Below are 6,884 nucleotides of genomic sequence, written 5' to 3'. Positions count from 1 at the left end.
GTTCAAGAATACATCAATGGTGATACCTTGCAGGAAGAGATCAAACTTAACGGCATCTTAAGCGAAACTGGGGTCAAGCAATTTTTGAGCGAGATTCTGCCACTACTGCAATACATCCACGATCAAAAGGTGATCCACCGTGATATCAAGCCAGCCAACTTAATTCGCCGCACTCAAGATGCCAGAATGGTGCTCATCGACTTTGGTGCCGTCAAAGACCAAATCAGCCAAGGTGCGGTAAATCAATCAGGACAGACAGCATTAACTGCCTATGCCATTGGTACTCCTGGTTTTGCACCTCCAGAGCAAATGGCTATGCGTCCAGTCTACGCCAGTGATATCTATGCACTGGGGGTAACATGCATTTATTTACTGACTAGCAAAACTCCTAAAGATTTAGATTACAATCCCAACACTGGCGAGATGATGTGGGAGCAACTTGTGCAAGTGAGTGATCACTTGAGCCATGTATTGCGAAAAATGTTGGAGGTGTCTGTACGTAATCGCTATCAGTCAGCGACAGAAGTTCTCAGAGCATTGGAAATAGAACCATACTTAGAAAGTTTAGCAAAAGGTTTATTAATTAAATCAGATACTGGGTCTAAAGAGCGAACACATAATCACCTAGAAAATTCTGCTGTTTTATCTAACAACTCTGCTGCTGCTACCAGTACAGGAGTGGCACAGGTAGCGGCAGCAATTCGCGCTAGACGAGCCAAGGCAGCAGCAGAAGCAGCTGGATTACACCAGGGTTCTGGGATGGCCAAATCAGCAACTTTTGTTAACAACAATAGTAATAGTTCACAAGTTAAAACTTCTAAAGTTGAGCGTAAATTAGATACCCAAGGCTTATTAACTGCCTATCAGAAGGGAAGACGAGATTTTGCTTTACACAATTTAAGTTTGCTGAATCTGCAAGGTGCTGACTTATCCCAAACAAATTTCCATTCCACTCAATTGCAAAATACCAATCTCCAGGGAGCTAATCTTCACAATAGTGACTTTGGCAGAGCCAGTCTCACTCGAGCAAATCTCAAGGATGCTAATTTAAGCAAAGCATACCTTAACCATGCTGATTTAGAAGGGGCAGACCTGCGAGGCGCAGACCTCAGCAATGCTTATCTCAGTAATGCCAACCTCCGAGGAGCTAATCTGTGTGGTGCTAATCTCACCAGTGCCAAAATTTCTGATGAGCAGCTTGCACTAGCAAAAACAAACTGGATGACCATCCGCCCCAATGGAAAACGAGGCTTGTTGTGAGTTGAAAATTTAAATTTAAGAATTACTCGCTTGCCCTGCCTCCCAGACTAGTTCCCTCTCTTTTAAGGAGGCTTAGGGAGGATCAAGTATTAAACTGAACTGTATTGTTTTATAAAGCTCACAAGGCTTCTATTTTCTCATGAGCTTAGATAAATCAGCCCTTATTCTTATCAATAAAACTCAGATTTATTCAGAATTGACCAAATAGATAATAACAATCCTATTTTCTTTGTGAGAATTCCAACCCAACCCGCAGATCCCCGACTTCGTAAAAGTTGTCGGGGATCTTGTTTATCACGAATAATTCAGGATGGTTATAGTTGGGTTGAACGATAGTCATCGTTCTTACAAATGTTAAGAAATATCCTCTTATGTAGCAAAAATACGTAGATAGTTAGCAAGTTTTCATCAAATCTTTATATTTTCTATCTGTTACAAATAACAAATGATTATTTACAATAAACAATAAAGCATAATAATACTTTTTTTTAGATGTTTCCATGCTTTTTATGGCTAGAAACAACAGGGAATCTCGCATTTAAAAATTGTAAAATCTAACGCTCTTAAGCCACTCAAGTTTTCAGATGGCAGCAGAAAGTTAAAAATTAATTATCCCTGGTTGTAGGCTGAAGCCGAATATTCACAAGCGAAATCAGGTAATACAAGGTTTACGTATAATGGCTGACTTTGCACAAACGGAAATAGAACGGAGATTAACTTTATATCAGGTATTTCTTAAGTTGTATGAACACCACAGCAGCCTTCTAGATGAAATTCTTCAGCTAGAAAACCTATCTCAACCGTCGTTGACGAGAGGGAAGGCATGTTACGTACATGGTGTAGTGGATACTTCTGCTGTTTATTTGATGACTAATTTGTCCGACAATCAGACCCAAAGTTTACGGCAGCCACAGCAAATCTGGACAATAGGTCGTAATCGCAGCAGTGGTATTTGCATTGTTGATAGTTATATGTCTCGTCGCCACGCTGCTATTCAATATATTGATGAGCAAGGCTTCTACTTTATAGACTTCAACAGTACCAATGGCTCATTTGTTAATGGCGATCGCGCTTTTGGGCCGATCAAGCTCAAAGATGGCGATCGCATCCGTCTAGGTAATATGACTTTTGATTTTTTCATGAATTCTACGTCCCGCGTTTTGCCAACTGTAGCAATGGAGTTATTAATGCAACTTATGCATCGAAAGAGGGATAATCAAGTAGAAATACTTACTTATCCCCATAACAGGCCAAAACTTTTGACTGAAAAACCAAATGATAATTTAGAAATTTTCAGAAATTCTGGACTAGTTGAGAAGTTTGAAGATTGGTATGACAATTTCAGTTCAGAACAGAAATCAGAAATTTTAGACCGCTTTTTTAGTAGACAAATACCATAGAATCCTAGCTATCAAATTGGAAATTATTGCAGTTTATTTTTAACGAACTTTGGGGGTTTAAGTCCCCTGTCTCTACAGGCAGCGCGTTTTGTGTCGGGGATTTAGACCCCGACACAAAACGAGAAATCAAGACTTATGGATTTCCAAGAAATAAACTATACAATCTTGTGGGGTGGGCATCTTGCCCGCCCGTAATCAAGGGCGGGCGAGACGCCCACCCCACAATAAATAATTGGATATTTTTTTATTTGGAAGTCCCTTATGTATTTTTCTTTTTTCGTATGAAACCACCCTGCTGCCCCTCTCCAAAGCATCAAAGAGGGGAGTGTTTGCTTTACTCAAATACCGGGTGAGGTTCAGACTGCTGTAACTCATCAATACTTTGAAAAAGGTGGGTTAGCAGTTTATGTAACCCACTACATATTAAAAGTTGCAGATAAATCCGCATTCCTTATTCTTCTGGCTCTAAATCGATGTCTTCCTCTTCATCTTCTTCACTGCTTTTAGCTACGGAGTTAGCAGAAACAACAGCACCTTTATCTAGCTTTTCCCGCACCAGTTTCTTGATTTCGTCAGCAAATTCTGGCTTTTCTTCTAGATATTTAATGGCGTTGTCTCGTCCTTGGGAGATATTATCGCCGTTGTAACTATACCAAGCACCTTTGCGGACAATAATGCCAGTTTCTTCTGCTAAATCAACAAGACAGCCCAAGGTAGAAATACCTTTACCAAAAATAATGTCAAATTCAGCGATTCTGAAAGGCGGCGCTACTTTATTTTTAGCGACTTTGACTTTAACGCGATTACCAAATTCATCAGTACCTTTTTTCAAGGTTTGAATTCGGCGAATATCCAAGCGCACCGAAGCGTAAAATTTCAATGCGTTACCGCCAGTAGTAGTTTCTGGGCTACCGTAGGTAACACCAATTTTTTGCCGCAACTGGTTGATGAAAATTACTGTACAACCAGATTTACCAATGTTGCCAGTAATTTTACGCAGGGCTTGGCTCATTAACCGTGCTTGCAGACCAACGTGGGCGTCACCCATATCGCCTTCAATTTCAGCACGGGGAACCAGTGCTGCTACTGAGTCAATGACTACAATATCAACCGCAGCAGAGCGAACCAGCTGATCGACAATTTCCAAAGCTGATTCGCCTGTGTCAGGTTGGGAAATCAGCAAATTGTCAATGTCTACACCCAATGCCGCAGCATAAGTAGGATCAAGGGCGTGTTCTGCATCAACAAAGGCAGCAATACCGCCATTTCTTTGCACTTCGGCGAGCGCATGTAGCGCTACTGTAGTCTTCCCGGAACTTTCCGGGCCATAAATTTCAATTACCCGTCCCTTGGGTAAACCACCACCCAATGCTAAATCTAGGGTAAGCGCCCCACTGGAAATCGTCTCTACCCGCATCCGGGTGGCATCGCCCAGGCGCATGATTGCTCCTTTACCAAAGCTGCGCTCAATCTGGTTGAGCACCATAGTCAGTGCTTTTTGCTTGCCTGAAGTATCGGTGTTGATAGCCATTCTTGCCTCTAAATATATGGTTTTAAGGAGTGTTGCTCTGGGAGATTGAGTAGAACAGATATACTATTTTAACCAGAAAATTCTGGAATAGGACTTCTCAAATCAAAAAAAGGGTGTGACAAGATCGTAACTCGATCGCTACCAGATTAGGGTAGTCTTGCACAATGATACCAACTTGCATTGAGAGATAGCTTTTTTTGGCTGGGTAAGCAAGGGATTTTCAACAAAAAATTATTTAAACAACTGACCTTATGCACTGTACATAATGAGACTGCTTTGTTTTGGAAAGAGAAAACCTCTATCGTGATGCGATCGCTCGTCAAATCTTGATCGCCCACAACCAAAAACTAAGTAGTCTCCAGCATCGATAAGTCTAGTAAAGTTACTGCTATGCTTGAATCCGGCTTGTTGGCATGGAGATAATGTATTGATATATGGTAACATAAATTACATAAACTATCTTCAGCAAACGTGAATAAGTCACAGTCTATTAAACTACTTGAAAGTGAGGGATGGACAAAAGCAGATGCTATGCGTGCTTTGGAAGTAATTGACTTTAGTACCAATCCTGATGAAATTACCATTCGCAGAGCTATTTCGCATTTTGCTGGTTCTGAATTAATTAAGCGTCAGCGTCTTCAAGCTGCCCAGAAAGGTTTGGTAACGAAGAAAACTAAGGAGATTGAGTTGAAGGAGCAGGAATATGCTGCCAAAATTGACCAAGTAAAAAAGTATCCAAAACAGGAAAGAGAAAAATACGAAGCTGAAATTAAAAGCTTGTCTCAGAAAAATAATATTTTAGAAATTGAACTCAAAACAATATATTCTCAAAATAAAAATTTAATTGAAGTTAATGAGCAGCTCAAAAAAGAGAGTTTAGGCATTATTTAGGGGGATTATTGGAAGAAAGTGAGAGAAAAAAGCTATTCCAAATGGCAGAGAATGCAGTAGGGATAACTTACCATCGTTTACACCATTTTTAACCGAAGCTCCCTGGTCTAGTTCCCTCCCTATTCACTCAGCAGCGTGGACAAGTCGGGAGTATGTACTCCGAAGTTTCAAATATCGTGCGTCTACATGGAGGTTTCGTTGATGTTTCTCGCCTCTTCTGCTAAACCGATTGATGAAAATCTCAAAAAACTGGTAGACGAAATAGAAGCGCAAAGTCCTAGTTTATCAGTGTTAGCAGCGCGTGAATTCCATTATAGTTTGCGGCAAACTCAGGTAGAAGTAAACATTAAGGAACCTCGCCAGTTTAACGTACTTGAAGAATTTATTATCCGCGCCGCTATTGAATTTCAACCTCCGCCAACAGAGGATGAATTAGCCTCTGTACTTGGGCTTGATTCTGTATTTATTAAAACTACTACTACAACTCTTCGTTCCTTACAAACTCTATCACCAACATCGCCACTAACAGTTACTCCTGAAGGTCGCTCATTTTATGAAAAAGGGTCTGTACCACAGCCGCCATATCCTATACAAATTTATGCTATTACAGACCCTTTAAGCGACAAGATAACCTTCCAATCTGAATCCTTAAACGAGACAACGATAACTTTACCTGACTTGGCAGACTTTATCACTATTGATCATACAATTGCTGATATTGCTTCCTTACCCCTTGAGGAAATCCAAAAAAGTATTCAAGCTTCAGGTTTAGCACTTCATGTACCAGAAGAAGGAAAAATCGTAACTTCCTATAGGGTACTAGCTTCGACTCAAAAAATCTGGAGGAAAATATCGCTTTTCGTTATCTTTGATGCTCTTGAAGATAAATTGAGCATTCAAATAAGGAATGGAAAGCAAATTTTAGAGTCAGCATCAAATTGGTTAGAAGTGCTACACACTGAAGGTAAAATATCTTTGCAAGCATTATGTAAATTGTCAACCGAAACCATCAACTTTGAACGTGAAGCCATTCTCAACCAGAAAAATTCTGAAATAGAAGCTCGGTTTGAAAATATTCGCCAAAAGGCGCTAGAAGCTGCCACAAAAACTACTAGTGAGATAGATAACTATAAACCGTTAGGAGAAGCCGTACAGTTACGCGATGGACAAATTAGCCTAGCTTTCTCAGAAGTTTTAAATTCAGCTAAAAGTCAGATTCTAATTTATTCTCCTTGGGTTAATCAGGCAGTTGTCAATGAAAAATTCCTAAATTTATTACAGAAATTAGCTAATCGCGGAGTTCGGATTTTAATTGGACATGGAATTGCGCGGCGACAAGAAGATGAAGATAAACCAATTCCACCAGAAGTAGAGAAAAAACTTCGAGCTATCAAAACACCTGATGGTTTACCATCTGTACAGGTTTTTTGGTTGGGAGATTCCCATGTTAAAGAAGTAATAGTTGATAAACAAATCCATCTTTGCGGATCTCATAACTGGTTATCCTATCGCGGCGATTACCTACCACGAGGTGAGTCAGTTTATAAAGTTACAATCACACATCAAGTTCAGGAAGCTTATGAATTTCTCGCTAATCGCTTCCAAAATCACGCTGAAAAATTATGGAAAAATGCTTTAGGAAACCGCAATTATAAACTAGCTATAGAGTCGTTATGTATGTGGGGTGCGCTAGGTATGGAAGATATTGCACTCAAAGAGATACAGCAAAATAATTGGCTGGAACTTCTGCCTGTATGGTTAAATGTGGCACTTCAGGGGTTAAGGTCGAAGAATATACAAGC

5 protein-coding genes are annotated in these 6,884 nt (G+C 40.1%); 4 read left to right on the top strand and 1 reads right to left on the bottom strand.

What is annotated here, in order from left to right; all coding sequences use genetic code 11:
* Window positions 1-1,260: serine/threonine-protein kinase (locus tag LC574_RS19380; RefSeq protein ID WP_229455009.1), on the top strand; the 1,260-nt coding region annotated here is incomplete at its 5' end.
* A gap of 677 nt (window positions 1,261-1,937) precedes the next feature.
* On the top strand, window positions 1,938-2,660 hold the full coding sequence (locus LC574_RS19375) for an FHA domain-containing protein (RefSeq protein WP_229455008.1): 723 nt from the start codon (window positions 1,938-1,940) through the stop codon (window positions 2,658-2,660).
* A 451-nt stretch (window positions 2,661-3,111) separates the two neighbouring features.
* On the opposite strand, the gene recA is transcribed toward LC574_RS19375, so the two are convergent.
* Window positions 3,112-4,191 (bottom strand): recombinase RecA, encoded by a 1,080-nt coding sequence (gene recA, locus LC574_RS19370; protein WP_229455007.1) that lies wholly within the window; start codon window positions 4,189-4,191, stop codon window positions 3,112-3,114.
* Between the two features lie 471 nt (window positions 4,192-4,662).
* On the opposite strand from recA, the gene LC574_RS19365 reads away from it, so the two are divergent.
* Window positions 4,663-5,082 carry a hypothetical protein gene (locus LC574_RS19365; protein ID WP_229455006.1) on the top strand — a complete coding sequence of 140 codons (420 nt, stop codon included), beginning with the start codon at window positions 4,663-4,665 and terminating at the stop codon, window positions 5,080-5,082.
* Window positions 5,083-5,283: 201 nt separating this feature from the next.
* Window positions 5,284-6,884, top strand: a 1,601-nt coding sequence (locus tag LC574_RS19360) for a phospholipase D-like domain-containing protein (protein WP_229455005.1), incomplete at its 3' end; no start/stop codon positions are given.

The sequence above is a fragment of the Nostoc sp. CHAB 5715 genome, assembly GCF_020829685.1.
Classification (GTDB): domain Bacteria; phylum Cyanobacteriota; class Cyanobacteriia; order Cyanobacteriales; family Nostocaceae; genus Nostoc.
The sequence above is the reverse complement of the archived record's forward strand: the minus strand, read 5'-3'. Positions and strand labels throughout refer to the sequence as shown.